This is a genomic window from Paraburkholderia humisilvae (assembly GCF_902859855.1).
Classification (GTDB): domain Bacteria; phylum Pseudomonadota; class Gammaproteobacteria; order Burkholderiales; family Burkholderiaceae; genus Paraburkholderia; species Paraburkholderia humisilvae.
The window spans coordinates 1-25,213 of the sequence record NZ_CADIKH010000066.1 but is presented as its reverse complement, the minus strand read 5'-3'; the positions used below and the strand labels follow the sequence as shown (position 1 = coordinate 25,213).

Below are 25,213 nucleotides of genomic sequence, written 5' to 3'. Positions count from 1 at the left end.
GAGAAATCCGCTGATCGTCTCGCCGATCGCGGGTGCGCTCGTTGCGAGCGCGCATTGGACGTTGCCGCACAGCGTCGAGACCTTCCTGAAGCTGTTGGGCGGCGCGGCGAGTCCGTGCGCGCTGGTGAGCCTCGGCCTTTTCCTTGCCGCGAAGCGGCCGGCGGATGACGGACGCAAGACGTCGTTCGTGTTTACCGCGATCAAGCTCGTTGTGCAGCCGGCGTTCACCTGGTGGATGGCGGCTCGCGTGTTCGCGCTGCCTGCCGACGTCGTGGATATGGCCGTGTTACTGGCCGCGCTGCCGACCGGCACCGGACCTTACATGCTCGCCGAGTTTTATCAGCGCGAGGCACAGGTCACGTCACAGACCATTCTCTTTTCGACGCTGGCGTCGCTCGTGACGCTGTCGTTGTTATTGCTGATCATGCAGCGGCACGGCATCTGATTTTTCCGGCGACGTCGTCGGCCGCGCGGCGGCGTGCTAGCCGAATCGTTCGGCGCGATACGGCCGCGGGTCTGTGAACGGCGTGACGCCGGTGATCATCTCGGCCAGCAGGCGGCCGGTGACCGGCCCAAGCGTGAGCCCATGATGGTTGTGGCCGAATGCGAACCACAAGCCGCTGTGCCACGGCGCGGGCCCGATCACGGGTCGCATGTCGGGCGTGCACGGCCGCATGCCAAGCCATGGCTGCGCATCGAGTCGTTCGCCGATCCCGAACGCCGCGCGTGCGAGCGGTTCGACACGCGCAAGCTGGATGCCGGTGGGCGGCGTCTCGCGCATCGCAAGCTCGGCGCCAGTGGTGACGCGCAAACGGTTGTCTTCCATCGGTGCGACCACATAACCGCGTTCGATATCGACGACGGGGACCGACAGCGGCACGCGCGTCGGCCGGTAGTGCATGTGATAGCCGCGTTTCACACGCAATGGGATGCGATAGCCCAGCGGCGCGAACACGATATCGGACCATGGGCCGAGCGCGATCACGACGTCTCGCGCGCTCAGGCGTCCGGATGCGGTCTCGACGGTCCATGCGCCGTGTTCGGCGCGCAGCGTCGTCGCATCGCCGGTGACAAACACGCCGCCGATGCTTTCGAACAGTCGCGCGTAACTTTTCACCAGCGCACCCGGACTGCGCACGCTTTTCGGATCGCGCCAATGAACCCCGCCGCACAGGCTTTCGCCGATGCCGGGTTCACGCGCACGCAACGCGGCCGCGTCGAGCGGCTCGACGCGCAGGCCATGTTCACGCGCGGCGGCTTCGGCAGCCGCGCATTTTTTGTCGAGTGCCGCTTGCGTGCGGTACGCCTCGATCCAGCCGCCGTCGTGCACCAGATGAGCGGCGCCGGCGCGGGCGATCAGCGCATCGTGTTCGGCGATGCACGCGCTGATCAGCGGCAACATGTCGTGCGCGGCGCCTGCATGCCGCCGCGGCGCGGATTCCCACCAGTAGCGCATCAGCCATCCGGCGTAGGAAGGCAGCGCCTTGTAGTCCCAGTAAAGATCGGTCGACCGGTTGCGCGCGTAACGCAGCAATGTGGCAAGACTGCGTGGAAAACCGTACGGAACGATCGACGAACGCTCTATGAGCCCGGCGTTGCCGAAGCTCGTTTCTTCGCCGGGGGCGCGCCGGTCGACAAGGGCGACGCGCCGCCCGCGATCCTGCAGATGCACAGCAGAGGAGACACCGACAATGCCGGCGCCTAGAACGATAACGTCGAAGTCCATGCGGGTTTGCGTGTTGTTGGATAGCGCAGAGTCCGGCCCGTGGTGATGCGGATTGCCCACCGATTATAGGGGGAGCGGTTGGGCGGACTAACGGGTAGCAGGATCGGGACCGCGCGACGACTGCATTTCAGAGTTTTCGTATGGCCAACATACACGTGTGACGTGCGAGTATGCGGATCGCTGTGAGTGAACACGCCGCGCATCGGCAACCGGGCTCCGACCGCCGGGTCATGATGTCTTAGGTGTTCAGGATAACTAACAAGATAATTCTTCGAAAAACTGGACGACGACAGAAATGTCGGCAGATCCGCTCCACCAGAAAACAAGGAATGAAATGGACTTTACCTTTGACTTATTTTTTGCTTATAATGAAGCCATTGAACTTAATCGACTGGACCACGAAGGCGGTCCGGCAGCTACGCAAGCTGGACCGCCAGCATCAGGTCACCATTCGTGATGGCGTGGCGACGCTCGCTGCCATGCCGTTTTGCCACAATGTAGTGCATTTGACGAACCATGCGCACGGTTACCGGTTGCGCATCGGCGACTTCCGCGTTCTGTTCAACTGGGACGGCGCGATCAAGGTTGTCGAGATCGAAGAGGTGAGGAAACGGGATGAACGCACGTACTAATATTCAACTTATCAACGGTGATGACGGTGCACCGGCCTTCGTGGTTATTCCGTACATGCAGTACCTCGCGGAGCGTAGCGGCGAAGGCGGGCTGATCCCTCACGATGTAGTAAGCCGCACCGTCGATGGCGCAACGCCGTTGCGCGCATGGCGCGAGCATCTGGGGCTGACGCAGGCTGAGGTGGCGCAGCGTCTGGGCATTAGCCAATCGGCTTATGCGCAGCAGGAGAGCAGTGAACGTCTGCGCAAATCGTCACGCGACAAGATTGCGGCCGCGCTGGAGATCACCACGGATCAACTCGACTTCTGATGCGTTGATCGGCTGCTCGCGGTACGCGCCGCGCGCCGCGAGCAGCCGATCACATCTCTTGCACACCCGTGACCTCGATGACGAGGTCGCTTTCGGCGATCGCGACGCAGGGCAGGATATAGCCTTCCGCCTTTTCCTCCGCACTGACGCCGGGCCATTCAATCTGATAACGCACGTGGCCTGAGGTCATCTTGCACAAGCAGGTGCGGCACGTGCCGTTGCGGCATGAGCGTGGCAGCCGCAAACCGGCGAAGCCCGCGGCCTCAAGCACGGTCAGCGAATCGGGTGCCTCGAACGAACGTCCGAGTGGTTGAATGAGCACGGTAAACGTTGCGTCAGGCTCGAGCATTGCAATCGACACAGTCGGCAAACAGAGCAGCGTAGGCTAAAGGGCCGCGTAATGAGCATCAGCGGAGCATCAGCGGAGCACCAGCGGCACACCAGCCGAACGTAGCGGAGTTTACCCGAGAAGCCGCATAGCACGCGCGTCGGCCGCGCAGGCACGTCGCACACGCAGATGCGTATCCCGTGTAATCAGGAAATGGACACACCAAGCAGATGGCCGGCCCCGAAAGTAAACGCGGCCGCGATCAAACCGATGATGATCTGCCGCGACGCGGAAAAGGCGGCGCTACGCCCATTGAAAAGCGACGTGAACACGCCGACCGCCGCGAGTCCGAACGCGCTCAGTGCAATGCATTGCGCGATGGCTGTCATGCCGTGCGTCCATAGAAACGGCAACACCGGGAAGATCGCGCCCAGTGAAAACAGGCAGAACGATACGCCGGCCGCCGACCACGGATTGCCGCCGAGTTCCGCGGGATCGATGCCCAGTTCCTCGCGCGTCAGCGTATCGAGCGCTTTCTGCTTGTCGCGCATGATCTGCGCGGCGACGCGCCGCGCCTCGGCGGCGTCGATGCCTTTCGCCTCGTAGATCAGCGCGAGCTCGCGGCGCTCCGCATCCGGTGCGTGTTCGAGTTCGTCTGCTTCCTTGGCGATCTGCGTGCGCGCAAGTTCGCGTGCGTTCGTCACCGACAGCCATTCGCCCAGCGCCATCGAGCACGCGCCCGCAATCAGGCCGGCGAGGCCGGTCAGCATGATTGCCTTGTTGCTCGCGCCCGCGCCTGCGACGCCCATGATCAGACAGAAGTTCGACACGAGCCCGTCGTTGGCGCCCAGCACCGCGGCGCGCAGATCGTTGCCCGACGCGACGCCCTTGTGCCATGCCTCCGCGTGAACGGCGGGCCGCGACGCAGACGGCGCGCGGTGCCGCCGCACGCGTGTGCTCATCAGGCTGGTGGCGCGCTGCATGTCCTGCGCGACGACTGCCTCCATCACTGCCGCGTGACGTTGCTCGTCAGCGGAAAGCTGTGCGGCGTCGGGCTGATGCGCGTACTTGTCGCGATCCGCGGTTTCGGCGGCCGCCAATGCCGGCAGCACGAACGACGGCCCGAGCGTATGGATCAGCGCGCGCATCAGGTGGGTTTTCGCGCTGAGGCGGTGCGTTCGCACATGCACGCCGCCCGCCCGCAGCTTGTCGAGCCAGATGTTCGCGTGCTCGCGTTCAGAATTGGCCAGTTGCGTGAAAACAGTGCGCCGCGCCGGGTCCTTTTCGACGCGCGCGAGCGTGTCGTATAGCGCGGCGCTGTCGAGTTCGTCGGCGAGGTTCATGCGGAATCGTTTGATTTCGTGACGCGTTGCCATCGCTGAGCGCGTGCGTGGGAAATGGTTCAGCAAGCATAGCCTGGGAACGCCGCTCGCCTCGGCCGCAAACGGGCTAGTGAATCAGTGCGCGGCGCTAACGTCACCCGCCATGGCGGTAGCGTCGGCTGGCCAGCGCGGTCAGTGCACGCCGCGCAAGCGCAGATAACGATAGACGGTGTTGCGCGCGAGTCCCAGTTCACGCGAGGCCGCGGAGATATTGCCGCCATGCCGCGCGAGCGTCTGTTCGATCAGCGCGGCCTGCCATTCGGTCATGCGTACGAGCGGGCGCGGTGGGCAGCGCGCAGAAGAGCCGATCGGCGTGAGCGGTGCGCCATTTGTCTCAGCGCCGACGGATATTGCTTCGTCCGCTTTTCTGCCAGTTTGCCTTCGTGACGCTGCATGCTCGGCGAGGAAATCTTCAGGAAGATGCTCGACATGGATCGCGTCGGCGCCCTCCGCCATAATCCCCGCCGTGCGCAGCACGTTCGACAGTTGCCGCAGATTGCCGGGCCACCGGCAGCCCGTGAATAACTCGAGCACCTCGGGGCTGACGTGTGACGGCGTGCCGAACTCTTCGCGTCGCTGCCCGGCCAGCATCCGGTCGACAAGCACCGCGAAGTCGGTCCGCTCGCACAACGCGGGCAGCGTGACAGCGAGCCCATTGATGCGGTAATACAGGTCTTCGCGGAAAGTGCCGGCGTCGATCATCTCGCGCAGGTCCCGGTGTGTCGCGCAGACGATCCGCACATCGACCGGAATCGCGCGCGCGCCGCCGAGCGGTACGACCGAACGCTCCTGCAGCACACGCATCAGCCGCACTTGCTGCGCGAGCGGCATATCGCCGATTTCGTCGAGAAAGAGCGTGCCTCCATTGGCCTGGAGGATCTTGCCGACGTTGCCGCGTTTGCGTGCGCCGGTGAATGCGCCGTCTTCGTAGCCGAACAGTTCGGCTTCGATCAGGGTATCCGGCAGCGATGCGCAATTCACCGCGACGAATGGCGCCGCGCGCCGCGGCGACTCATGATGAAACGCGCGGGCGAGCCATTCCTTGCCGGTCCCCGTTTTGCCGAGCACGAGCAGCGGAATGTCGCGACCGCCTATTTTCTCGACACGGCGCAGGACGTCGGCGACCTTGGCGTCGCCCGTATCGAGGTCCGCGAAGGTGACCGCGGGCTGGGCGGGCGCCGCAACGGCGGTGCCCGTTGTGAGGCCGTCAGGCGCGTGTCCTGTCGCTTTTTGCTGCGCCTGGCTGCGCGAACCGGTCTCCACGAACGCGGGTCGCACGCGGCATTCGGCTCGCCCGACGACCCGTACGCCGCTTGGCAGCGTTAGCGTCACGCATTCGCCCGGTGCGCGTTCCGCCTGCTGCACGAGGGCCGCGAATGGCACGCTGAACAGCGCATCGAACGGCTGCCCGTTGAGTACCGCAAGCGGCCGGCCGAACTGGAACAGCGCGCTGCGGTTCGCGGACAGAAAGCGGCCGTCGGCTGCAAATGCGGCGAGGCCCTCAAATAGCGTTCCGACAAATTCGGCGCGCGCGTGAAAGCGCACCCGCACGGCGTCGGCAAACTGATTCACAAACAGGTGATTTTCGATGATTTGCGCGGACATCCGCACCAGCGCCAGCGTGTGCTTGTGAAAGCCGCGCGTGTTGCCGCTGACGTCGAGTGCACCGATCGTATTGCCGTACGGGTCGGCAATCGGCGCGCACGAGCAGGTGAGGATACGGTTCGCATGCAGAAAGTGCTCGCCGCCGTGCACGACCGTCGGCCGCCCATCGGCTAGCGCTGTGCCGATTGCGTTCGTGCCGCGGTCGGCTTCGGCCCACGATACGCCGGCACACAGCGCGACGCGCCGCGCCTTTTCAACGAAGTCGCTGTCGCCGAGGCTGTGCAGGATCACGCCATTGCTGTCGGTGAGCAGCACCATGCTTTGTGTGTCGACGATCTGCGCATGCAGGGTTTCCATCACCGGCAGCGCATGTGAGTACAGCGACTGACTGCGCTCGACGAGATCCAGCAACTGGTTTTGCGGAAGCGGATGGAAGTCGGGTGCCTCATGCGCGTGTAGACCGAACTCGCGCGAGCGCGCGTGGGCTTGCGCGATGACCTCGATTTGCGCGGCTGGCTGACCGATAGCGGGACGAGGATTCACAGGCTTGTCTCCGTTGGAATGCGAAACATGGGCCGCGCGCGAGCGGCTGGTTTCGTCATGTCGTCGTGCCATTTATCTGGCACTGCAGCATTCGGCTTCAGGTGAACGTTTATCTTACAGGACGCTGCGGCGATTCGACACGGCCGGCTGACGACAAACGCAATCATTAGAACTGTTACACGTTTGTTCGCATCGCGTGCGTTCCGCCGATACATGGCCCTCGTAACCAGGAGCGGCTAAGCGAACGAGTACCAGGCGGGCGCGTGCGATGCCGGTTCGAGCCCAGTCGGCAGCGGTGCGCGACATGTCCTTTTTGCACCGCCGCAGCGCGGGTTTTGTGCTGTTCCTGCACCGCGATGGTGTGCGGCAACGTAAACTTTGCGGTGCGGCGCAGGTCGTCTAAAGTGAATGAAATCGTTTCGGCGGTGCGCTTGCGCACACTGTCCGCGGCGGTTCGATCCGCGCTTGCGTTCCGCGATGGAGGCACTCAAAGGGCAGGCGCGGCCCTGTGATAGCGTTCAACCCGGCAGGCGATTCCCATGCAGATCATTTTCCCGAACGAGGTCCCCGAATATTCGGGGCGAGAGCTCACCCTGGCGTTTCCGGCGATGGTCGATGGTGAAAGGGTGGAATGCATGATCACCGCCGAGGCGCTCGAAGACCATTTCGGCGCGGCGTCGCCACGCATTGAAGACATGCTGGGCGCGTTCGACGCCCACCGCACACGCATCGAAGCCGCGGCGCGCCGGTTGCTGTCCGAGACGCGCGCGCAGTGTCTGGTGCTGCGCAGCGGGTATGTGCGGTTCTACGAGGCGAACGTCCGCGCATAAACAGTTCGTCACTGCGCCATTCGCGATGGCGCTGTTGCCCACTGCCTGGCGAAAACCCTTAGGAGCGTGCGCGTTGGCGTTCATTCGCGCGGCCCGTCGCTACAGCATGCGCTGTAGAGTGCGATGCCTGAACACCAGCTGATGGCCGATTGCCGCGAGCGCGTGCACGCCGATCACCCAATAAAACGCATTGCCGAGCCAGATGTGGGCCGCGTGGAGCATATGCCTCGCGCCGGCGTCGGCGCCCACAAGCACGATCTGCCAGTCGGTCCCGGCAAGCGTGACCGGATGACCGCCGGTGTTGACCATCAGAATGCCAAGCAGCGGCTGCGCGAAAATGAATACATAGAGCGCGAGATGAACCAGCCTTGCGAGAAAGGTCAATAGAGCGTTGGTTTCCACTTCGGCAGGTGCGCCGCGCCAGAGCCGCCATAGAAGCCGTAGTACCGCGAGCGACACCACCAGCGTGCCGGCCCACATATGGACGCCGGTCCACAGGATGCGGCTGTCGCTGCCTTTCGGACCACGTATTTCAATCGCGAAGTACGCAATCGCGACCAGCACGAAGATGGCCCAGTGGAAGAAGATCGCAGGTCGCGAGTAGCGTTCCTGCGTTGAATAAGAAGACATGCATGCTCCTGTAGCGGATTCCTGCGTCACACGACAAATCGCGCGCGCGGTTGCGGTTATTCCGCGCCGAGATAGAAAAAGCGCAGCAGGAAAACCACTGCAATGATCCACACCACCAGCTTGACCCGTCGCGCTTGTCCGGTCAGCAGCTTAAGGCCTGCATACGAGATGAAGCCGAACGCGACCCCGTTCGCAATCGAATACGTGAACGGCATCAGAAGGGCGGTGAGCGCGGCCGGTACGACTTCGGTTGCGTCGTCCCACGGCAGGTCGGCCATTTCGCGCAGCATCAGACACGACACATACAGCAGGGCTGGCGCGGTCGCGTAAGGCGGCACCACGCCGGCGAGCGGCGCGAAGAACAGGCTCAGCAGAAACAGGACTGCGACGGTGAGTGCCGTGACGCCGGTCCGGCCGCCGGCCTGCACCCCCGACGCGCTTTCGATGTATGCGGTGGTCGACGACGTGCCGAGCACCGAGCCCGCGAGAATCGCGGTGCTATCCGCGAGCAGGGCGCGGTTCAGGCGGTGCATCTTGCCCTCGACGAGCAGGCCCGCGCGATTGGCGACGCCCATCAGCGTGCCGGTGGCGTCGAACAGTTCGACAAGGAAGAACACGAGGACCACGTTGAGCACGCCAGTTGACAGCGCGCCATGGATATCGAGTTTGAAGAGCGTCGGCTCGATCGACGGCGGCGCGGATACGATGCCGTGGAACTCGTTGCCACCGAAGAAGAAGCTCAGGACGGTCACGCCGACGATGCCGATCAGGATCGCGCCGCGCACCTGCAGATAGTCGAGCGTGACGATGGCAAAGAAACCGACGACCGCGAGCACCACGTGCGCGTCATGCAGATTGCCGAGCGTCACCAGCGTGGCCGGGTTGCCGGTCACGATGCCGGCGGACTTCAACGAGATGATTGCGAGAAAGAGCCCGATGCCGCCGGTAATCGCAATGCGGATTGAATGCGGAATGCCGTTGACGATCACCTCGCGCACGCGAAACAGCGTGACGATCATAAACAGACAGCCCGAGATGAACACGGCGCCGAGCGCCGCTTGCCACGGGAAGTGCATCCCTTTGACGACCGTATACGCGAAGTATGCGTTGAGCCCCATGCCGGGCGCGAGCGCAATCGGATAGTTCGCGTAGAGGCCCATGATCACCGACGCAAGCGCCGCGACGATACAGGTCGCGACGAACACCGAGTCTTTCGGCATGCCCGCGTCGCCGAGGATCGCGGGGTTGACGAAGATGATGTAGGCCATCGTCAGGAAGGTGGTGACGCCTGCGAGCACTTCGGTGCGCAGGTTGGTGCCCGCTTCGTCGAAGCCGAAATACCGTTTTACGGAGTCCATGTGCCGATTCTCTCGTCGGGTTAAGTCATTGTTGTCAAAGAAGACTGCCAGCAAAGCGGCCGTGGTCCGAACAGCCACGGGGCGGATTGTAAACATGAATCGTCTGCCCGGGCAGCAGGGACTTCCTGGGTGGCAATGAAGGGCGGGCGTATCAAATTTTGTTGCTTTCGTAGACAAACGGCTGCCCACCCGATATTGCTGCGGAGTTTATATGAACAAATTGGGAAGGGGCATATCGTGGCAATTCCGTTGCATCTTTGGCTCAAGGACCAGCACGGGGCTGATTTACCTGGGTAGAAAGATACTTGCGCTCGCGCCAGCCTGACTTGCCAGTATCAGGAATTGAAACGCTTGAATTGTTATGGACTTTGGTGACCTGCGCCGTGTTTGTCGGTGGCGTGCTTTGGCTGGGATACTTCGTCTGTCGAACACGACGCATGCCGCGAGGCGAGTGCCATTGCGAGTGTGCGTGGTACCGGTTGAAAGTGTCGACGGTGGCCGCCGGTAGGGTGCTAGCGCCTGCAGCGAAAGGGCCGCGGCGCCCCTCGACTAAACCGCCTACTGTTCAGCCTGGCCCGCCGCTGCCGCGGCACGTCGCGCCGCGACGATCCTGCCTGCCGCAATGGCATTCTCGGGATAGTCGATCCAGTCATTCGGGTCATACCCGGCCGCGCGCCACGCAGCAAAATCGGCTATCACTTCTGCACGCGTCTTCGGCGTCGACGGGTCATACGAACGCCCGGGCGCGTCTGCAAACGCATACGTGACACACGCGGCACCGGCAATTGCGCAGAGAAGCATCCGAGGAAGGCGTTTCATGGTTGCGTCCTCAATAAGTCGTGTGGCCTTCCTATTCTAGATCGTGTCGCTCGCGCGCGTGAGGCACGGGCGAACGCTTGTGCTCAAATAGCATGCTCACGGTTGCGTGGTCTTCCCCATTCGGTCCAAGACCGCGTTCAGCAGGTCGATAGGCAGCGGAAACACAATCGTCGAGTTCTTGTCGGCGGCGATAGTCGTCAACGTTTGCAGATAGCGCAATTGCATCGCCTGCGGCTGCTGCGCGAGCATGCGCGCCGCGCTCAACAGCTTCTCCGAAGCCTGCAGTTCGCCTTCCGCATGAATCACCTTCGCGCGCCGCTCGCGTTCCGCTTCCGCTTGTCGCGCAATGGCGCGGATCATCGTCTCATTGATGTCCACGTGCTTGATTTCGACCGTCGATACCTTGATGCCCCACGCGTCGGTTTGCGTATCGAGCACCTTCTGGATATCCGCGTTCAGTTGCTCGCGTTCCGACAGCAGTTCGTCGAGCTCATGCTTGCCGAGCACCGCACGCAGCGTCGTCTGCGCGAGCTGGCTGGTCGCTTCGAGGTAGCGCGCGACCTGGATCACCGCACGCTCAGGATCGACGACGCGAAAATAGACCACCGCGTTCACTTTCACCGAGACGTTGTCGCGCGTAATCACGTCCTGCGGCGGGACATCGAATACGACAGTGCGCAGGTCCATCCGCACCACTTGCTGGACGACCGGAATGATCAGTACCAGCCCCGGTCCTTTCACTTTCCAGAAGCGTCCGAGCATAAACACGACGCCGCGTTCGTACTCGCGAAAAACGCGGATCGACGATGCGATCAGCAACGCAATGACCACAATCAGAATGCTGCCGAAACCGAATGTGAAACCGATCATCTGCGTTCTCCTTGTAGTGACGCCGCACCGGCCTGCACGACCGTCAGCGTGAGTCCGTGGCGGCCGGTGACACGGACCTTGTGGCCCGCCGGCAACGGCTCGCCGCTCTCGACACGCCAGCGTTCGCCGTGCACGCGCGCCCAGCCGGTGCCGATGCCGCCGGCGTCAACCGGCGTGAGGCCGTCATCGAGGATCACGCCGATACTGCCGATCAGCGCTTCCGAGCCTGTCACGATCGGCCGCCGCCGCGCGCGCAGCGCGACGCTCGATACCGTGAACACGAACAGAGCGCCGAACAGCGTGACGCCCGCGATCATCGGCAACGGAATGCCGAAGCCGGGGACGTCGGTATCCATCAGCATCAATGCGCCGATCGCGAACGCAACCACGCCGCCGAAGCCGAGCGACCCGAAAGTCGGCAGGAACGCTTCGGCGATCAGGAACGCAAGGCCGAGGAAAATCAGGCCAAGTCCCACATAGTTGATCGGCAGCAACTGCAGCGCGAACAGCCCGACCAGCAGACTGATCGTGCCGGCCACGCCCGGCAGCACGAAACCTGGGTTCGCGAACTCAAAGAAAAGGCCGTACATGCCGATCATCAGCAAGATCAACGCCACGTTCGGATCGGTGATCACCGACAGGAAGCGGCTACGCCAGTCCGGCTCGAGCGTCACCACGCTCGCGTGTGACAGGGCAAGCCGATGCTCGCCGTCCGCGGTGATGACCGTGTGGCCGTCCAGTTGCCGCAGCAGATCGGGGGTATCGCGGGCCACGAGGTCAACCACTTTCTGCTCGCGCGCCTCGCTCGCCGACAGGCTGACCGCTTCGCGCACGGCGTGCTCCGCCCAGTTCGCATTGCGGCCGCGCAGTTGCGCGAGGCCGCGGATGTAGGCGGACGCGTCCTGCACCTGCTTGCGGGTCTCGGTCGACTGCGTGTCGAGCGCAGGCGCCGCGGTATCTGAAGACGCAACGGGCGCGGAGGCGCCGGAGGCTGTGCTATCCGGCTTGCCGCCGGTTTTGTTATCTGCCGTGGGGCCAGGCAGTGCCGGGGCCGCACCAGGTCGCGGATTGTCCGAGCCGCCGATGCCAATCTGCACCGGCGTCGCGGCGCCGAGATTCGTGCCCGGCGCCATCGCGGCGATGTGGCTCGCATAGACGATATACGTGCCCGCGCTTGCGGCGCGCGCTCCGCCCGGTGCGATATACGCGGCAACGGGTATCGGCGAGCCCAGCACCGCCTTGATGATTTGCCGCATCGATGTATCGAGGCCGCCTGGCGTGTCGAGTTCCAGTATGGCCAGCGCGGCACGGTCGTGCGCGGCTCGCGCGAGGCCGCGCACGATGAAGTCGGCGCTGGCGGGCCCGATTGCGCCATTGACAGGGATGACGATGACTCGGGCTGGCGTGCCGGGCGCGGGGACGGCCCGCGTATCCGCGGCTAGCGCGGGAAGTGCGCCGAAAAGCGGGTCGAAGCCGGACCAGCCGCCGCTTGCCAACGCCGCGCACGCAGCCATCAGCAGCGCTATGCGCACCCCACGCAGACACAGGTTGCGCAGGGCCCGGTGTATTGTCGCGCTCGCCGTCGTTGCCACGCAGCATGCGGCGTGGCGCCTCGATGGCGGCCGGGGTTGCCGGTACGGGAGAAGCGGGTAGATTCTCATCGTCGACGGCCAGTGCGCCGCAGGACGGATCTCGGCGCCGGCGGCGACCAGCCTCAAAAGGAGGCCTGTTATTAAGCTTAGTCGGATTCCGGCGAATGCGTGAGACCTGCGATGGCGAGACCTGCGATCGAGCTCCTCGGTCGTGACGTCACGCGGCCGGCCGTCTCGGATCGCGACCGTACGTCCCGGCAGCCTCGCCGCTATGCAGGGCGGCGTAAAGTCGGTTGCACGCGCAAGCATCGTCGGCATCGGCTGCGCCTGGTTGCCGCCTAAGGTCAAACAGCGGTTATCGTGCACAAGGTTTCAAGGCAGAATAATCCGCCAATAGAGCGCATCCGCGCCGACCGTGGAGACAACGATGACGGCAGCCGCCAGCTTTATCGAAGCACGCGATCTGTTATTGCGCTACCGCACCGACTACGAGCGTGCGTATCGCGAGTTCAAGTGGCCCGTGCTCGGTGAGTTCAACTGGGCGCTCGATTACTTCGACGTGATCGCGCGAAACAACGACAGCCCGGCGCTGTGGATCGTCGACGACACGAACGGCGACGGTCTCAGGCTTTCGTATGCGCAGATGGCCGAGCGCTCGAACCGGCTGGCGAATTTCCTGCGCGGGCTGCGTGTGGGCCGCGGCGACCGGCTGCTATTGATGCTGCCGAATCGCGTGGAGCTGTGGGACGTGATGCTGGCCGCAATCAAGCTCGGCGCGATCGTATTGCCCGCGACCACACAGCTTTCCGCCGATGACGTGCGTGATCGCGTGCAACTGGGCGGCGCGAACGTGGCGATCGTCGACAGCGCGGAGCTCGCGAAATTCGATGCACTCGACGCGCGGCTCACGCGCATTTCGGTCGGCACGCCGCGCGACGGCTGGACCGATATCGCGGCGGCCTACGACTCATCGCCATCATTTACACCCGACGGCCCGACGCGTGCGACCGACCCGATGCTGCTTTATTTCACCTCCGGTACGACGTCGAGGCCCAAGCTCGTCGAGCATACGCACGAGAGCTATCCGGTCGGCCATCTGTCGACGATGTACTGGATCGGCCTGCAACCCGGCGACATCCATTGGAACATCAGTTCGCCAGGCTGGGCGAAGCATGCGTGGAGCTGTTTCTTCGCGCCGTGGAATGCGCAGGCATGCGCGTTCGTCTACAACTTCGCGCGTTTCGCGCCAAAAGACACGCTCGGCATGCTGGTGCGCTGCAACGTCACGACGCTGTGCGCGCCGCCCACGGTCTGGCGGATGCTGGTCCAGGAGCCGTTGGCATCGTATCCGGTGAAGCTGCGCGAGATTGTCGGCGCAGGCGAGCCGCTCAACCCGGAGATCATCGAGCGCGTGCGCCACGCATGGAACATCACGATCCGCGACGGCTACGGCCAGACCGAGACGACCTGCCAGGTCGGCAATTCGCCGGGGCAGCCGGTCGTGCCCGGGTCGATGGGGCGGCCGTTGCCGGGCTACCGGGTCGAACTCGTCGATGCGGACGACCGGCCCGCCGCTGAAGGCGAAATCGCGCTGCCGCTCGCGCAGCGTCCACTCGGCCTGATGACGAGCTACGCGAACAACGGGACGGCGACTGCGAACGCAATGCGCAACGGCTACTACCACACGTCCGACGTCGCGCTGTGGCGTGACGATGGCTACCTCGTCTACGTTGGCCGCTCCGACGACGTGTTCAAGTCATCGGATTACCGGTTGAGTCCGTTCGAGATCGAAAGCGTGCTGATCGAGCACGAGGCGATCGCGGAAGCGGCGGTGGTGCCGAGCCCGGATCCGTTGCGCTTCTCGGTGCCGAAGGCGTTTGTCACCGTGCGTCAGGGCTTCGACGCGAGCCCTGACGTTGCGCGCGACGTATTCCGCTTCGCGCGCGAAAAGCTGGCGCCCTATAAGCGGATTCGCCGTCTGCAGTTCAGCGAACTACCGAAGACGATCTCCGGGAAGATCCGCCGCGTCGAACTACGGCGCCGCGAATTCGATCGCACGGACGAGCCTGCGCGTCTGCCTGGCGAGTATTGGGAAGAAGACTTCCCGGACCTGCGCTGATGGGCCACGCGACGCGGGACGTGCACGCTAACCCCCGACCGCACGCATGACATACCGACACACAGATACGGAGGCAACGCAATGAAAATCGGTTTCGTAGGGCTTGGCAATATGGGCGCGCCGATGGCGCGCAATCTGCTCAAGGCGGGGCACACGCTGCAACTGTTCGACGTCAGCGCACCGGCCGTGCAGGCGCTCGCGGACGCGGGCGCGCTGCCGGCCGTGTCGCCGAAAGCAGCGGCCACCGCTGTCGAATGCGTCATCACGATGCTGCCTGCCGCCGCGCACGTGCGCAGTGTGCTGACCGGCGACGACGGTGTGCTCGCCGGCATCGCGCAAGGCGTGGCGATCGTCGATTCAAGCACGATCGACCCGGCCAGCGTGACCGCCTTCGCGGCGCTCGCACAGCGGCAAGGCAATGCATTCGTCGATGCGCCGGTATCGGGCGGGACAGGCGGCGCGGCGGCGGGCACGTTGACCTTCATGGTCGGCGGCAGCACCGATGCATACGAACACGTGAAACCGGTGCTGTCCGCGATGGGACGCAATATCGTGCATTGCGGCAACACCGGCAGCGGTCAGATCGCGAAAATTTGCAATAACCTCGTGCTTGGCATCACGATGGCGGGCGTTGCGGAAGGGATGGCGCTTGGCGAGGCGCTCGGCATCGACCCGAAGGTGCTGGCGAGCATCATGAATGCGTCGACTGGACGCTGCTGGAGCTCCGATACCTATAACCCGTTTCCGGGCGTGATCGATACCGCGCCATCGTCGCGCGGCTATACCGGAGGCTTCGGCACCGATCTGATGCTGAAGGATCTCGGCCTCGCGACCGACGCCGCCAGGCTCGCGCGGCAGCCGGTCTTTCTGGGTGCGCTCGCGCAACAGCTGTATCAGGCAATGAGCACGAACGGCGCAGGCAAACTCGACTTTTCGGCGGTGATCAGGCTGTATCGCCGCGATCCGGACGCAGCACGATCGACAGAATCGGAGATAGAGGATTGACCGCGCGCTCGCTCAACGCGTCACGGTATGAGCCACAGCGCCGCCGCGTAGATCACCAGCGATACGACAAAGGTCACCGCGGTGTATCCCATGACACGTTGAATCCGGATGCCGGCAATCGCGACGACCGGCACTGCCCAGAACGGCTGCAGCATGTTCGAAACGTTCTCCGCCATCGCGACACCCATGGCGGTGCGCGCGACCGGCGCATGCAGGCTTAGCGCGGCGGGCAGCACGAACGGCCCTTGCACCGCCCAGTGTCCGCCCGCGCTCGGAATCAGCAGCGTAATGATCAGCGAGCTCAGATAGCTCCACAGCGCGAGCGTCGCGGGTGTCGATACGACCACGAATGCCTTCGCGATGACCGATGCGAGCCCGGTGCCGCTCATGATCCCCATCACGCCGCCGTACATCGGGTATTGCAGCAGCATCGAACCGGTTTGCCGTGCGGCGCGGCGAATCGCATCCGCATAGGCGATCGGCGTGCGCTGCAATGCGAGCCCGGCGAGCAGGAAGATCAGGATGGTCGTATTGATATCGAGCTCGAACCCTTTCTGATGCCATTGGATCGCGAGATAGCCGATACCCATTGCGAGCAGCAGCAGCGTGCCGAGCATCGATTGTTCGAGGCGCGCGGCGAGCGAACCGTCGCCCGCGCTGCGCGCGTGCGGGTCGTCAGCCGGCGCGGCGCTTTCTTCGCGCAGCGGCGTGATCGCCGCTGCGCGAGGATGCATTTTGATAAAGATGAACGTCATGACCACGACCACGGCAATCGTCGGCACGAACACGAACGGTGCGAACACCGTTTGCGTCAGCGGTATGACCTGGCCCGTCGCTTTCTCGACGAGATTCAGCGCATTGCCGTGCGATGCCTGCGATAGCGCGATCGAGCTCGACAGCCCGCTATTGCAGATTGACCACGCGGAGTAGCTGCCTGCGACGAGCCACGCGAAATCGACATTGACCCGTTTCGCGATCTCGCGCGCGAGCAACGCGCCGACCACCAGCCCCAGACCCCAGTTCAGCCAGGCCGCGACCGCCACGATCGGGAACACGACAAGCGCTGCCTTGGTCGGTGTTTGCACGCGCGACGCGAGCGCGCGTAGCGCGCGCTGCACGACGGGCGCATCGGCGATCGCGTAGCCGGTTGCGAGAATCAGAGTCATCTGCAGTGCAAAGCCGAGGATGCCAAATGCGCCGCCGTACCACGCGCTGAGAATGTGCGGGATGTCGGCCTTTGGCGCGAACAGCATCGACAGCACGATCACAACGAGTGTGAGCCCGATTGATAGCACGAACGGGTCCGGCATCACGCGCTCGAACAGATAGACGAGCGCGCTTACGATATCGCGTCGTTCAGGTTGCAATACGTTTGCAGCAGGGGGTCTCCCGTTCATCGTCTCTCTCTTGCTCACGGTTTCAGAGGCGACATCGGTCGGTGCGCGAGCCTTCGCTTTGAAAGCTTTTGCACCGACGTGCCGCATCGGCGTGGGCACGAACCATACCGGAATTTTTCGATGTGTGCTATCCGGTCAGCATAAACCCGCGCGCGCGGTGTGGAGTCACGATTGGTAGGAAAACTACGCTTTGCCGCGATGGAATCGGGTCAGTCGTCGAGCGCTTCGTGCACAGCGACCGCACCCTCTTTCCAGTAGCTCGCTGCACGAATCCGTGTTTTGTCGATACCGCGCTCGTTGACGAGGTGATAGCGTACTGCGCGCATCGTTGCCGCTTCGCCGGCGGCCCACACATAGCCATCGCCGTCGGGCAGCCAGGTTTCGCGCACCGCTTGCAGCAGGGCGCCGCCGCGGAACGCGGCGTCACTGCGATAGCGCCACACGCTGTACAGATTCGCCGCCGTCGCGAACTCGATGCGTGCGGAAGGGTCGCCGACTTCGATGACGGCGGCCACGCGTGTGCCTGCCGGCAATTCTTCGAGACGCCGCCCGATGGCAGGCAGCGCGGTGTCGTCGCCGATCAGCAGGTGCCAGTCGAACCCGGTTGGAATGACCATCGAGCCGCGCGGGCCGCCGATGCCCAGGTAGTGCCCGACGCGCGCCTGGGCGGCCCATTCGGCGGCGGGCCCCGCTTCGTGCAGCGCGAACTCGAGGTCGAGTTCGCGCGCCGCGCGGTCGTAGCGGCGTGGGGTGAAGTCGCGCGCCACCGAACGTGGTTGGTCGGCTGCGAACACCGGGCCGTCGGGACTGGCTTCGGGAATGACAGGCTTGTCCGCGCCGGGCCTGGGAAAGAAGACTTTGACATGATCGTCAAACGATGCCGATTCGAAGTCGTGCAGATCGTCGCCGGTCAGCGTTACACGGGTCAGGTGCGGCGTCAGAGGCCGGACCTGCTTGACTTGCAGCAGACGGAACTTCAGCGGATGACGAACGCGCGTCACCGCAAGATCGGAGCGGTTGTGCATGGGCGAATTTCTCTCGTGAATGACGCGCAGGCTCGCGTCAGGCCTTGTCGCTGTTTTCGGGCTTGCGTTCGATTTCGGCGGTCGCGCGCGCGAGGATGGCGGCGATGCGACGTTGTTCGTCGGGCGACGCGTTGTCGCGCATCAGCAATGCGTGCTTCAGCGCTCGGCGCGCCTCGATGAACTCGGGCAACCAGCCCGCGGCGCGGCCGAATTCGTCGCTGCCTGCGTCAGCACCGGGGTTGCCCACTGCGTCGCCGGCGAACGCACGTCGCACCATATCCATCTTGCGTGCGATATGGCTGAGCTTCGCAAGCATCAACTCGGCGCGTTCGCGATTGGCCGCAAGATAGTCGCGGCCCGCATCGGCCAGTTCGTAACGCTTGCGGTTGCCTTCCGTCTGCACGCTCACGTAACCGAGTTCTTCGAGATAAGTGAGCGCCGGGTACACCATGCCAGGGCTTGGCGAGTAAAAGCCGTTCGAGCGTGCCTCAAGCGCCTTGATCAGTTCGTACCCGTGGCTGGGCCGCTCGTCGATCAATGCAAGCAGCAGCAGTTGCAAGTCGTCGGAGGTGAATTTGCGGCCGCGCGGAAAACCGTCGCCTTCGTCGCTGAAGCCGCCTGGGCCGCCGCCCGGGAAGCGTCCACCGCGCGGGTGAGGGTGGCGGCCGATCGCATGCCATGCGTGCCACAAACGGTGCAGCGAGAACGAGTCGGCGAAGCGGTGATGGGCGGCGTGGTCGCGCCCGTGAGAAGCATGGAAATGGCGGTGATCGCGCATTGCGGACTCCTTTGTCCGATGAGGTATATCGAAAGATGTATCTTAAGATATATATCTAAAGATAATTTGTCAAACCCGTTTTGTCAGTCGGGTCGGCCGCCGTCGCGGCAAGGTCGCGGCCAACGTGCTAATCTCGCACCGTTTCGATATCTGACAGGGCAAAACGGACACCATGGACCTCATCGATCTGAATGCGGTGCAGCGTCCCGTATTTGTGCTCGCCGAGCGACACGACGCGCTGGACAAGCCGTGGCACGCGCAGCGGCGCGCGCAATTCGTGCACGTCAGCGAGGGGGTGTTGACGGTGCGCACCGATCGAGGGGTATGGGTGGTGCCGCCGCATCATGCGGTGTGGCTGCTGCCGGGGGCGCTGCATCGCGCGACATCGCTTAATCCGGTTGTGACCCGGACGCTGTACGCGGATACCGACGCCGTGCCGGTGCCGGCCGAAAACCGCGTGGTATCGGTGGAGCCGCTTGTCGACGAATTACTGCTCGCGGCCGCGCAATTCGGCGCCGACTATCCGGCTGACGGCCCCGAATCGCGCCTCATCGACGTGATCGTCGACCGACTGCCGCTGCTCGCGAAGGCGCCTCTGTCATTGCAGTACCCGCGGGACCGCCGAATCCTGCGTATCGCCGACGCGCTGCTCGCGCATCCGGCGCAGTCCGGCGTACTCGACGAACTCGCGGCCGGCGCGGGCGTAACCGCGCGCACCGCCGCGCGCCTGTTCGTGAAGGAAACCGGGCTCACGTTCGGCCAGTGGCGGCAGCAACTGCGTTTGCTCATTGCGCTCGAGCGGCTGGGCGCGGGCGCCAGTGTGACGCGGGTGGCGCTCGACGTCGGTTACAACGACGTATCGTCGTTTATCGCGGTGTTCAAGGATTCGCTCGGCGAAACGCCCGCCAGGTATTTCCGTTGAAGTGAGGCTGGCGCGGCCGGGTCGCGCGTCAATGCGCGCCCGCCGCATCGCCGCCGCCTGTTACGGGCCGCGTGATCCAGATCAGCGGAATGATCAACACGAAGATCACCGCTGACGCGAAGAAGATGTCGTTTAGCCCCATCATCGCAGCCTGCGTGTTCACGGTGAAGTCGAACAGCGCGTGCGCGGCGTGGGTATCGATGCCGAGGACCGAGCGGGTCGCGTCGATTTGTTGCACGAATAATGGATTGCCGAGGCTCGCGTGCTCGGTCAGCCGCACGTGATGCAGGACCGTCCGGTTGTTCCACGCATTGCCCGCGATCGATGTCCCCACCGCACCGCAAAAAACCCGCGCGAAGTTCGACAGGCCGGCTGCCGCGGGAATGCGTTGCGGCGGCTGGCCGGCCAGGATGATCGCGGTCAGCGGCACGAAGAAGAGCGCCATCGGAACGCCTTGCAGCAGCGTCGGCAGCACGAGATGCCACGTATCGATCTCGATCACATATTTCGAGCGCAGCCAGAAGACGAACGCAAAGCCGACAAACGCGAGCGTCGCGATGATGCGCGCGTCCGAGCGCGGCAGCACGCGGGCCATCACCGGCGCGAGAATGACCGCGAAAACGCCGAGCGGCGCGGTGACGATGCCCGCGTCGACCGAGCGGTAGTTCAGATACTCCTGCATCCACTGCGGCAGCAGCACGAGGTTACCGAAAAACACCGCATACGCGACCGAGATCGCAATCGTGCCGCCGAGGAAATTGCGCTGCTTGAACAGCCGCAAATCGACTACCGGATTTTCTTCGGTTAGCTCCCAGATCAGGAAAAACGCAAAACTGATCGCCGCGGCGATCGCCAGCGCGACAATCACCGGCGAGCCGAACCAGTCAAGATCCTTGCCCTTGTCGAGCATGATCTGCAGCGACGCAACCCATGTAATCAGGAGCGCGAGCCCGACGACGTCGATCGGCGGGTTTCTGGTCGGGGTTTCGCGTTCGCGATAGATCATCCAGGTGACGCCGGCCGCGAAGATGCCGACCGGAATGTTGATGTAGAAGATCCACGACCAGCTGTACCTATCGGTGATCCAGCCGCCGAGCAACGGGCCCGCGATCGGACCGACGGTCGCCGTCATTGCCCATAGTGCAAGTGCGCTCGCTGCTTTCGCCTTCGGCCAGGAGCTGAGCAGGATGGCTTGCGACAGCGGAATCAGCGGACCGGCGACGGCGCCTTGCAGCACCCGCGACATCAGCAGCACCGGCAGACTTGGCGCGATTCCGCAGAGCCATGACGCGAGCGTAAACATCAGGATCGAGCCGACGAAGAGGCGGATCTGCCCGATGCGTTGCGTCAACCAGCCGGTGAGCGGAATCGACACCGCGTTGGCTGCCGCGAATACCGTGATGACCCACGTGCCTTCGTCGACGGATACGCCGAGATTGCCCGAGATGGTCGGTATCGCGACATTCGCGATCGAGGTATCGAGCACGTTCATGAAGGTGGCGAGCGCGACCACGAAAGTCGCGAGCGCAAGCTGGCCGCCTTCCAGAGGGGGCGGGGGTGAGGGAGCGGCGGGCGTTGTGGTCGGTTGGTTCGCCATCGCGCCAGCATACGCGTATTCGCGCGCGGCGAAGCCCTCTTGCAGGCCGGGCCATGGCCGAAAAGCGCTGCAAATGAAGGCGTTTTGTAGGTTTTCGTCAACCTGCGCCTTCGCTACGTTGCGCTAAAGATTGTCCGCGGGCCGCCGTTAACGGCTGTCATAAGCCTGAAAGACGTGCCCGACGCACGAACCGGCACAACGCCCACCCGCGCGTTCGAGAGTTTCGCGCCGCCCGCAAGGCGGCCAACCACACACCTACAGAGCCGACATATGGCGCGATCGATGCCACAAGCTTCGCCGAACCACACTTCGTTTTTCGGACGCCTGTTCCGCTACTCCGTTGCCGTCGACCTCGGCACGGCCAATACGCTGATTTACACCGACGACGGCGGGATCGTCGTCAATCAGCCTTCGGTCGTGTGCTTTCAGAAGCAGGTGTCGGCGGAAGGGCGCAGGCGCGTCGCGGCGGTCGGCGTCGAGGCCAAGCAGATGCTCGGCCGGGCGCCCGGCAACCTCGAGCCGGTGCGGCCGATGCGTCACGGCGTGATCGCGAATTTTCCGGCTGCCGAACATATGATTCGCCAGTTCGTCGATATGGCGAAGCCGCGGCCGTTCTTTGCGCGGCGTGCGGCATTCACGATATGCGTGCCGGCCGGCGCGACGCAGGTCGAGCGGCGCGCGATCCGCGAGGCGGCAGTGGCCGCGGGCGCCTGGACGGTCAACCTGATCGAGGAATCGCTGGCGTCGGCCGTCGGCGCGGGGCTGCCGGTGTCGGAAGCGACCGGCTCGATGGTCGTCGATATCGGTGGCGGCACGACTGAGATCGGGGTGATCGCGCTGGGAGGCATCGCCTATAGTGGGTCAATCCGCATCGGCGGCGATCAGTTCGACCAGGCAATCGTCAACTATGTACGCGGCATGTACGGCGTGGTGCTCGGCGAGCAAACGGCAGAGCACGTGAAGAAAACCATCGGTTCGGCACTGCGCGACGCGCCCGAGCAGAAAATGTTCGCGACCGGTCGCAGCGTCGACGACGGACTGCCGCGCACGATCGAGATCAGCACGCAGGACGTTGCCGATGCGATCGTCGTGCCGTTGCGCCAGGTACTGGTCGCGGTGAAGGCAGCGCTCGAGAATGCACCGCCCGAACTCGTCACCGACATCGCGCACGCGGGCATCGTGCTGACGGGCGGCGGCGCGCTGCTCGGCAATCTGACGCGCTATCTCGCGGGTGAACTCGGTCTTGACGTCCGGGTCGCCGACGAGCCGCTGACATGTGCGGTGCGCGGCGCCGGTGCGGTGGCCGAAGCGGGCCTGATCGACGCATACGTGTACGAGTGAACGGCTCAAGTAGCCGGGCGTTCGCGCTGCGCGCGCGGGCGGGCTCCGCGATGCGCACGCTGGCATGCGTACCCCCGAACGCTGTGGGACAATTGCGGCGGTGAACGCACCCACACCTATCCCCCTACCGGTGGTTTCAACACCCTCATTCGTCGAACTCAGCAACGGCTTGCGGATGCCGTACGTCGAGCGAGGCGCGGGCGAACTGCTGCTGTTCGTGCATGGCTCGCTGTGCGATTACCGCTACTGGCAGCCGCAACTCGACGGTCTGTCGGACCGTTACCGGTGCGTCGCGGTCAGCCTCACGCACTACTGGCCCAACGTCGATACACTACCGCAATTGCCGTTCAGCTGGAGCCGCCACGCCGATGAACTCGCCGAATTCATCGCGCGTTTCGGCGCGGGGCCAGCGCATGTGATTGGTCATTCGCGCGGCGGGTGTGTGTCGTTTCATTTCGCGCGCAGGCATGTGCGGCAGCTTCGGACCCTCACGCTCGCCGACCCCGGCGGCCCGTTGCAGATCGCCGGCCGTCCGCTCGCGCGCCTGCCGGAAACGGTCAACGCGCTGCGCGCGCGGGCTGCGCAATTGATCGAACAAGGGAACGTGGAGGCGGGCTTGCAGCTCTTCGTCGATTCGGTGAGCCGCCCCGGTTTCTGGGCAAAGAGCACGGTCGCGTTCCGCACGATGGCGACGGACAACGCGCATACGCTTGCGCGCCAGTTCCGCGATCCGCTGCCGGCCTATGTGCCTGACGATGCCTCACAGGTCCGCTGCCCGGTGCTGTTGATCGATGGTGAGAAAAGCCCGGACATGTTCAGGCGTACCGTTACCGCGCTCGCGTCATGGTGCCCGCATGCGCGCCGCAACACGGTCAACGGCGCGTCGCACGGAATGAATCTCGCGCATCCTGCCGCATTCAATCGCTACGTCGACGCATTCGTGCGGAGCACTGCGACCGCCGCTCGGGCGTGAACGTCTGCATCGACGCCCGCGGCGAGCGTGATGCGGCTTTAATGCTTGTGTTTGCCCTTGCCCTTGGGATGCTGATGCGCGTCTTCGTCGAGCGCGCGCTCCGCGGCCTCGCCGACAAAGCCGCAGTAGTAAAGATGCACGCCGATCGCGAGGGAGTCGTTGCGGATTTCATGAAATGCCTTCCACGCTTTCGCCGGATTCCGGAACACCAGATAGTGGGCCTGCTGCGAGATGAGTCGCGCAACCTGGTGCAATCCGTGGCCATGCAAACGGTCGACCAGTGAGTCGAGGCTGTCGTGCGTGCGCGCGTCGGTGCGTGGGTAAAGCATATGCAGCACCGCGATCTTTTCGGTGGCGAGCGCGGCCGACATCGCCAGCACGATATCCTGATGGTTCAGCGCGCTGACCACCGCCTCTTCATGTTCGCCGGTATCCGGGAAAAGCGCTTCCATATTCAGTGTCATTCTTGACATCCCTGTTCAATGAGTTTCATCGACGTCTGCGCGTTACGTGTGGCCAGGTCCTGATGCCACCGCGCAGACGGTCTACCGCTTGCCACCAGTATCGCAGACCGATTTGCGCTCTGTCCCGTTCCGCCGCGGAAAAGATTGTTGCATTCATAGCACTTTCTTTCATTTTGTCGGCTTCGTGCTTCGCTTCGCACGGGCTTCGTATCAATGAGTGTTTCATTCGGCGGTACTCATTGTTGTGGATATCGACGCAAAGTTGACGAATCCGCGCCGTAAAATGCAATGCAACATTAAAGCGGGCGCCGTCGCATGCCTTGTTATCGGCAGCTCGTTCAATGAATTGATACGAGGACTTTGAATGAACAGCTCAGGCGCACACGCAACGCTGACGTTTTCGGACAGCGGCGAGAAAATTGAATTACCGGTTTATCAAGGGACGATGGGCCCGGACGTAATCGACATTCGCAAGCTATACGGCCAGACCGGCAAGTTCACGTACGACCCGGGCTTCATGTCGACGGCGTCGTGCAACTCGGCGATCACGTACATCGACGGGGACAAGGGCGAACTGCTGTACCGGGGTTTTCCGATCGACGGCCTCGCGCAGAATGCGGACTTCCTCGAGACCTGTTACCTGCTGCTGAAGGGCGAACTGCCGAACGCGCAGCAGAAGGAAGAGTTCGTGCACGCTGTGACGAATCACACGATGGTGCACGAGCAGATGCACTTCTTCTTCCGCGGTTTCCGTCGCGATGCGCACCCGATGGCGATTCTGGTGGCGGCAGTCGGCGCGCTGTCCGCGTTCTATCATGACTCGCTCGACATCACGAACGCCGACCATCGCGAGGTATCGGCAATCCGCATGATCGCGAAGCTGCCGACGCTGGTTGCGATGGCGTACAAGTACAGCATCGGCCAGCCGTTCGTGTATCCGCAGAACGATCTGTCGTACAGCGCGAAC

The 25,213-nt window shown here is 63.8% G+C and carries 24 protein-coding genes; 10 read left to right on the top strand and 14 right to left on the bottom strand.

Translation table 11 applies throughout. The features are described from left to right. On the top strand, positions 1-445 hold a 445-nt coding region (locus HV796_RS34815), incomplete at its 5' end, for an AEC family transporter (protein WP_175232426.1). A gap of 36 nt (positions 446-481) precedes the next feature. Here the strand turns inward: HV796_RS34815 and HV796_RS34810 are convergent. Further along, positions 482-1,726, bottom strand: a complete 1,245-nt coding sequence (locus tag HV796_RS34810; RefSeq protein WP_175232425.1) for an NAD(P)/FAD-dependent oxidoreductase — start codon at positions 1,724-1,726, stop codon at positions 482-484. A 329-nt stretch (positions 1,727-2,055) separates the two neighbouring features. On the opposite strand from HV796_RS34810, the gene HV796_RS34805 reads away from it, so the two are divergent. Next, entirely contained in the window at positions 2,056-2,358 is a 303-nt protein-coding gene (locus tag HV796_RS34805) for a type II toxin-antitoxin system RelE family toxin (RefSeq protein WP_246356198.1), read from the top strand. Further along, positions 2,342-2,668, top strand: coding sequence for a helix-turn-helix domain-containing protein (locus HV796_RS34800; protein WP_175232424.1), 327 nt, complete (start codon positions 2,342-2,344; stop codon positions 2,666-2,668). The genes HV796_RS34805 and HV796_RS34800 overlap by 17 nt, the downstream gene beginning before the upstream one ends. A gap of 49 nt (positions 2,669-2,717) precedes the next feature. Here HV796_RS34800 and HV796_RS34795 read toward each other — a convergent pair whose 3' ends face one another. The 3 genes from HV796_RS34795 to HV796_RS34785 form a co-directional block, all read right to left on the bottom strand. Then, positions 2,718-3,017, bottom strand: coding sequence for a 2Fe-2S iron-sulfur cluster-binding protein (locus HV796_RS34795; protein ID WP_175232423.1), 300 nt, complete (start codon positions 3,015-3,017; stop codon positions 2,718-2,720). A gap of 185 nt (positions 3,018-3,202) precedes the next feature. Then, complete coding sequence (locus HV796_RS34790) at positions 3,203-4,372, bottom strand: VIT1/CCC1 transporter family protein (protein ID WP_175232422.1); 1,170 nt, start codon at positions 4,370-4,372, stop codon at positions 3,203-3,205. A 138-nt stretch (positions 4,373-4,510) separates the two neighbouring features. Then, positions 4,511-6,526, bottom strand: a complete 2,016-nt coding sequence (locus HV796_RS34785) for a sigma-54-dependent Fis family transcriptional regulator (RefSeq protein ID WP_377694576.1) — start codon at positions 6,524-6,526, stop codon at positions 4,511-4,513. A 539-nt stretch (positions 6,527-7,065) separates the two neighbouring features. Between HV796_RS34785 and HV796_RS34780 the strand changes: the two genes are divergently transcribed. After that, entirely contained in the window at positions 7,066-7,356 is a 291-nt protein-coding gene (locus HV796_RS34780; protein ID WP_175232420.1) for a DUF1488 family protein, read from the top strand. A 99-nt stretch (positions 7,357-7,455) separates the two neighbouring features. Here the strand turns inward: HV796_RS34780 and HV796_RS34775 are convergent, their stop codons facing one another. The 5 genes from HV796_RS34775 to HV796_RS34755 all read right to left on the bottom strand — a co-directional run bounded on the left by HV796_RS34775 (position 7,456) and on the right by HV796_RS34755 (position 12,694). Continuing rightward, positions 7,456-7,986 (bottom strand): cytochrome b, encoded by a 531-nt coding sequence (locus HV796_RS34775; protein WP_175232419.1) that lies wholly within the window; start codon positions 7,984-7,986, stop codon positions 7,456-7,458. Between the two features lie 56 nt (positions 7,987-8,042). After that, a complete protein-coding gene (locus HV796_RS34770) occupies positions 8,043-9,344 on the bottom strand; it encodes an NCS2 family permease (RefSeq protein WP_175232418.1) in 1,302 nt (433 codons plus the stop codon). Positions 9,345-9,902: 558 nt separating this feature from the next. Continuing rightward, on the bottom strand, positions 9,903-10,163 hold the full coding sequence (locus HV796_RS34765) for a DUF4148 domain-containing protein (protein WP_175232417.1): 261 nt from the start codon (positions 10,161-10,163) through the stop codon (positions 9,903-9,905). A 96-nt stretch (positions 10,164-10,259) separates the two neighbouring features. Then, complete coding sequence (locus tag HV796_RS34760) at positions 10,260-11,033, bottom strand: slipin family protein (protein ID WP_175232416.1); 774 nt, start codon at positions 11,031-11,033, stop codon at positions 10,260-10,262. Continuing rightward, positions 11,030-12,694 (bottom strand): NfeD family protein, encoded by a 1,665-nt coding sequence (locus tag HV796_RS34755; protein WP_175232415.1) that lies wholly within the window; start codon positions 12,692-12,694, stop codon positions 11,030-11,032. The genes HV796_RS34760 and HV796_RS34755 overlap by 4 nt, the downstream gene beginning before the upstream one ends. Before the next feature lie 358 nt (positions 12,695-13,052). Between HV796_RS34755 and HV796_RS34750 the strand changes: the two genes are divergently transcribed. Both HV796_RS34750 and mmsB read left to right on the top strand, forming a co-directional pair. Continuing rightward, positions 13,053-14,744, top strand: a complete 1,692-nt coding sequence (locus HV796_RS34750; protein ID WP_175232414.1) for an AMP-binding protein — start codon at positions 13,053-13,055, stop codon at positions 14,742-14,744. A gap of 81 nt (positions 14,745-14,825) precedes the next feature. After that, entirely contained in the window at positions 14,826-15,749 is a 924-nt protein-coding gene (gene mmsB / locus HV796_RS34745; RefSeq protein WP_175232413.1) for a 3-hydroxyisobutyrate dehydrogenase, read from the top strand. A gap of 20 nt (positions 15,750-15,769) precedes the next feature. Here the strand turns inward: mmsB and HV796_RS34740 are convergent, their stop codons facing one another. From HV796_RS34740 to HV796_RS34730, 3 genes are all read right to left on the bottom strand, one after another. Further along, positions 15,770-17,146, bottom strand: a complete 1,377-nt coding sequence (locus HV796_RS34740; RefSeq protein WP_175232412.1) for a short-chain fatty acid transporter — start codon at positions 17,144-17,146, stop codon at positions 15,770-15,772. Positions 17,147-17,355: 209 nt separating this feature from the next. Further along, positions 17,356-18,171, bottom strand: coding sequence for a siderophore-interacting protein (locus tag HV796_RS34735; protein ID WP_175232411.1), 816 nt, complete (start codon positions 18,169-18,171; stop codon positions 17,356-17,358). A 37-nt stretch (positions 18,172-18,208) separates the two neighbouring features. Next, on the bottom strand, positions 18,209-18,949 hold the full coding sequence (locus tag HV796_RS34730) for a PadR family transcriptional regulator (RefSeq protein ID WP_175232410.1): 741 nt from the start codon (positions 18,947-18,949) through the stop codon (positions 18,209-18,211). A gap of 172 nt (positions 18,950-19,121) precedes the next feature. Between HV796_RS34730 and HV796_RS34725 the strand changes: the two genes are divergently transcribed. Next, positions 19,122-19,871, top strand: a complete 750-nt coding sequence (locus HV796_RS34725; RefSeq protein WP_175232409.1) for an AraC family transcriptional regulator — start codon at positions 19,122-19,124, stop codon at positions 19,869-19,871. A 28-nt stretch (positions 19,872-19,899) separates the two neighbouring features. Here the strand turns inward: HV796_RS34725 and HV796_RS34720 are convergent, their stop codons facing one another. Next, positions 19,900-21,468 carry a DHA2 family efflux MFS transporter permease subunit gene (locus tag HV796_RS34720; protein WP_175232408.1) on the bottom strand — a complete coding sequence of 523 codons (1,569 nt, stop codon included), beginning with the start codon at positions 21,466-21,468 and terminating at the stop codon, positions 19,900-19,902. A gap of 270 nt (positions 21,469-21,738) precedes the next feature. Between HV796_RS34720 and mreB the strand changes: the two genes are divergently transcribed. Continuing rightward, on the top strand, positions 21,739-22,809 hold the full coding sequence (mreB, locus tag HV796_RS34715; protein WP_175232407.1) for a rod shape-determining protein: 1,071 nt from the start codon (positions 21,739-21,741) through the stop codon (positions 22,807-22,809). 175 nt (positions 22,810-22,984) lie between these two features. Next, positions 22,985-23,782: an alpha/beta fold hydrolase gene (locus HV796_RS34710; RefSeq protein WP_175232427.1), complete on the top strand. Its 798-nt coding sequence runs from the start codon at positions 22,985-22,987 to the stop codon at positions 23,780-23,782. A gap of 38 nt (positions 23,783-23,820) precedes the next feature. Here the strand turns inward: HV796_RS34710 and HV796_RS34705 are convergent, their stop codons facing one another. Beyond that, positions 23,821-24,246, bottom strand: coding sequence for a hypothetical protein (locus tag HV796_RS34705; RefSeq protein WP_175232406.1), 426 nt, complete (start codon positions 24,244-24,246; stop codon positions 23,821-23,823). A gap of 364 nt (positions 24,247-24,610) precedes the next feature. Here HV796_RS34705 and HV796_RS34700 point away from each other — a divergent pair. Beyond that, the coding region (locus HV796_RS34700) for a citrate/2-methylcitrate synthase (protein ID WP_281369941.1) at positions 24,611-25,213 on the top strand (603 nt) is incomplete at its 3' end.

Bases quoted from the DNA above. Each gene is read 5' to 3' on its own strand.
- HV796_RS34810 (WP_175232425.1), bottom strand. From the start codon at position 1,726: ATGGACTTCGACGTTATCGTTCTAGGCGCCGGCATTGTCGGTGTCTCC.
- HV796_RS34805 (WP_246356198.1), top strand. From the start codon at position 2,056: ATGAAATGGACTTTACCTTTGACTTATTTTTTGCTTATAATGAAGCCA.
- HV796_RS34800 (WP_175232424.1), top strand. From the start codon at position 2,342: ATGAACGCACGTACTAATATTCAACTTATCAACGGTGATGACGGTGCA.
- HV796_RS34795 (WP_175232423.1), bottom strand. From the start codon at position 3,017: ATGCTCGAGCCTGACGCAACGTTTACCGTGCTCATTCAACCACTCGGA.
- HV796_RS34790 (WP_175232422.1), bottom strand. From the start codon at position 4,372: ATGGCAACGCGTCACGAAATCAAACGATTCCGCATGAACCTCGCCGAC.
- HV796_RS34780 (WP_175232420.1), top strand. From the start codon at position 7,066: ATGCAGATCATTTTCCCGAACGAGGTCCCCGAATATTCGGGGCGAGAG.
- HV796_RS34775 (WP_175232419.1), bottom strand. From the start codon at position 7,986: ATGTCTTCTTATTCAACGCAGGAACGCTACTCGCGACCTGCGATCTTC.
- HV796_RS34770 (WP_175232418.1), bottom strand. From the start codon at position 9,344: ATGGACTCCGTAAAACGGTATTTCGGCTTCGACGAAGCGGGCACCAAC.
- HV796_RS34765 (WP_175232417.1), bottom strand. From the start codon at position 10,163: ATGAAACGCCTTCCTCGGATGCTTCTCTGCGCAATTGCCGGTGCCGCG.
- HV796_RS34760 (WP_175232416.1), bottom strand. From the start codon at position 11,033: ATGATCGGTTTCACATTCGGTTTCGGCAGCATTCTGATTGTGGTCATT.
- HV796_RS34755 (WP_175232415.1), bottom strand. From the start codon at position 12,694: ATGAGAATCTACCCGCTTCTCCCGTACCGGCAACCCCGGCCGCCATCG.
- HV796_RS34750 (WP_175232414.1), top strand. From the start codon at position 13,053: ATGACGGCAGCCGCCAGCTTTATCGAAGCACGCGATCTGTTATTGCGC.
- mmsB (WP_175232413.1), top strand. From the start codon at position 14,826: ATGAAAATCGGTTTCGTAGGGCTTGGCAATATGGGCGCGCCGATGGCG.
- HV796_RS34740 (WP_175232412.1), bottom strand. From the start codon at position 17,146: ATGAACGGGAGACCCCCTGCTGCAAACGTATTGCAACCTGAACGACGC.
- HV796_RS34735 (WP_175232411.1), bottom strand. From the start codon at position 18,171: ATGCACAACCGCTCCGATCTTGCGGTGACGCGCGTTCGTCATCCGCTG.
- HV796_RS34730 (WP_175232410.1), bottom strand. From the start codon at position 18,949: ATGCGCGATCACCGCCATTTCCATGCTTCTCACGGGCGCGACCACGCC.
- HV796_RS34725 (WP_175232409.1), top strand. From the start codon at position 19,122: ATGGACCTCATCGATCTGAATGCGGTGCAGCGTCCCGTATTTGTGCTC.
- HV796_RS34720 (WP_175232408.1), bottom strand. From the start codon at position 21,468: ATGGCGAACCAACCGACCACAACGCCCGCCGCTCCCTCACCCCCGCCC.
- mreB (WP_175232407.1), top strand. From the start codon at position 21,739: ATGGCGCGATCGATGCCACAAGCTTCGCCGAACCACACTTCGTTTTTC.
- HV796_RS34710 (WP_175232427.1), top strand. From the start codon at position 22,985: ATGCCGTACGTCGAGCGAGGCGCGGGCGAACTGCTGCTGTTCGTGCAT.
- HV796_RS34705 (WP_175232406.1), bottom strand. From the start codon at position 24,246: ATGACACTGAATATGGAAGCGCTTTTCCCGGATACCGGCGAACATGAA.